We start from the raw sequence: 2,636 nt of genomic DNA on the forward strand, positions 1-2,636 counted from the left end.
CACCAACGATATCGATCGGTCCGGTCACCGGGTAGGCGGCCACCGGCGTGCCGCTGGCCAAAGCCTCGATGATGACGTTGCCGAAGGTGTCGGTGCGGCTTGGAAAGACGAAGACGTCGGCCGATGCGTAGATTTCCGCCAGCTCGTCGTTCGGGCGATGACCGAGGAAATGCACCATTGGATAGCGGGCCTTGAGCTTCGCCAGCTCCGGCCCTTCACCGACGACCACCTTGCTGCCGGGAAGATCGAGATCAAGGAAGGCCGTCAGGTTCTTTTCGATCGCGACGCGGCCAACGCAGAGGAAGACGGGGTGGGGGAAGCTCGTGTCCTTGCGCTTGTCCGGCCGGAAATGATCGGTGTCGACGCCGCGCGTCCAGGGGCGCAGCTTGTTGAAGCCGCGCGCTGCGAGGTCGTCCGAAAGCGATTGGGTGGCGACAAGCGTGCCCTGTCCGGAATTGTGGAAGTCGCGCAGCCAGTTATAGGCCCAGCCCTCCGGCACCGGCAGGCGGGCGCTGAGATATTCGGGAAAACGCGTGTGGTAGCTGGTGGTGAAGGGGCGGCCGGCCTTGCGGCAGTAGCGGCGCGCCATGATACCCAGAGGCCCTTCGGTGACGATGTGGATGTGGTCAGCCTTGCGTGCATCGATCAGCCGCGCGACATGGCCGGGAGTTGTCAACGCCAGCCGAATGTCCGGATAGGTCGGCAGCGGCAAGGTGCGGAAGATGTTCGGCGTCAGGAAATCGACCTCAACGTCGAAGGATTTCAGCGTCTCGGCAAGCCGCTCCAGCGTGTGGACCACGCCGTTGATCTGCGGCCGCCATGCATCGGTGACCATCAGGATGCGCATGACGATCCTTCGCAGAGATTCATGAGCGCGCCGGCACGGTGGCGAAACGGCAGCCAGGCAGCGGCTCGCGCTTCGCTCCAGCGCACCCTAGCAGGCGCGGGATCGAAGCGGGGCGGCAGTGCCGAATCGGTAAGGGTCGCACGCTTCATGCGCGCTCTTGACCATGATTTCATGACGGGCGGATGAACCCGCAATTTTGATTGAGCATGATCTAACCCGAAAACCGGGTTCCACTTTACGGGATCATGCTCCGATCTAGGCTGGAACCTTGATCACGGCGCGCAGGCCGCCGAGCGGGCTGTCTTCGAGGCTGATGTCGCCGCCATGGCTGCGGGCGATATCGCGGGCGATCGACAGGCCGAGGCCGGTGCCGCTGGCATCGAGGTTGCGCGCCTCGTCGAGCCGCAGGAATGGCTTGAACACTTCTTCGCGCTTGTCGGGCGCGATGCCCGGGCCGTCGTCGTCGATGGTGACGGTGAGCGAGCCGCGGCCGTGGTTGGCATCGACCTTTACGGTCTTGGCATAGCGGAAGGCGTTGCCGATGACGTTGGACAGCAGCCTGGCAAAGGCGTTCGGCCGCACATGCACGGCCGGATCGCCGGTCAAGGTCGTGGACAGCTTGCATTTGCGCAGCTGCGCTTCCTCGCCAAGCTTCTGTAAATAGGTCTCAAGATCAAAGCGGCCGGTGTCTTCAGCAGCCTCGCCGCGGGCAAAGGCAAGATAACCTTCCAGCATCGACTGCATGTCGTCGATATCCTGGTTGAGCGCGGCCTTGGTCTCGGCCTTGCCGCCGGCCAGCGCCAACTGCAGCTTGAAGCGGGTGAGGATGGTTCGAAGATCGTGGCTGACGCCGGTCAGCATGGCGGTGCGCTGTTCGATCTGGCGCTCGATGCGCTCGCGCATCTGGATGAAGGCGAAGCCGGCGCGGCGCACTTCCTCCGCGCCGCGCGGACGGAAATCGCGCGGCATCGGCCGGCCCTTGCCGAAGCTCTCAGCAGCCTCGGCGAGCGTCAGGATCGGCCTTATCTGGTTGCGCAGGAAGGGAATGGCGATCATCAACAGCACCAGCGAGGTGCCGACCATCCAGATCAGGAAGATATGGGTGTTCGAGGCGTAGGCCTGGCTGCGGCGCACGAAGACGCGCAAGACCTTGCCTTCGAGCTGGACGCGAACCTCGACGACGTTGGAGTTGCCGACCGTGTCGATCCAGAAGGGGCGGTTGATCTGCCTGGTGATCTCCGACGACAGGGCCGTGTCGAGGATGGAGAAGAACGGCTTCGGCCCGGGGGGCGGCAGCGGATCGGGCGGGAGCAGATCGACCTTGAGCTGCATGCGGTCCTGAGCGATGCGGATGACATTGGCGTAATCGGCGTCGTGCGGGTAGGTCTCCATCATGTCGATGATGGCGGCGATGTCGGCGATGGTCGCCTGCGACAGGCGCTGGGTGACCGTCTGCCAGTGGCGCTCCATGAAGACGAAGGCGACGACCGACTGGAGAAGGATCATCGGCGCGATGACGATGATGAGGGAGCGGGCATAGAGCCGCTTCGGCATGTAGAGCGCGACCAGGCGCCAGAACCGGTTCCAGGCGCGCGGCATCGCCTTCAGCGTCCGCATCGCGAGATCGCCGATGCCGCCATCCTTCTTTTCCAGTTGCGTGGTCGCCATTCGCCCTTCCGCTCGTCGATGGCCGTTCAGCAAAGGGCCGCAAGCGCGCCCTACCTGGCGCGCTTCGCTTCTTTGGTGCATGTCGTATCCCAAAACCGCTGCCCACTTTAGGGCGACACGC

General features: G+C 64.0%; 2 protein-coding genes. Both read right to left on the reverse strand.

The genetic code is table 11. The features are described 5' to 3' along the window. Nucleotides 1-847 (reverse strand): glycosyltransferase family 1 protein (locus EOA29_RS32400; protein ID WP_145969929.1); only part of this gene is annotated, 847 nt, incomplete at its 3' end. Nucleotides 848-1,102: 255 nt separating this feature from the next. Beyond that, entirely contained in the window at nucleotides 1,103-2,515 is a 1,413-nt protein-coding gene (locus EOA29_RS32405) for an ATP-binding protein (RefSeq protein ID WP_126092392.1), read from the reverse strand. Nucleotides 2,516-2,636: the final 121 nt, after the last annotated feature.

Source organism: Mesorhizobium sp. M1E.F.Ca.ET.063.01.1.1, from assembly GCF_003998155.1.
In the GTDB taxonomy this organism is placed as follows: Bacteria; Pseudomonadota; Alphaproteobacteria; order Rhizobiales; family Rhizobiaceae; genus Mesorhizobium.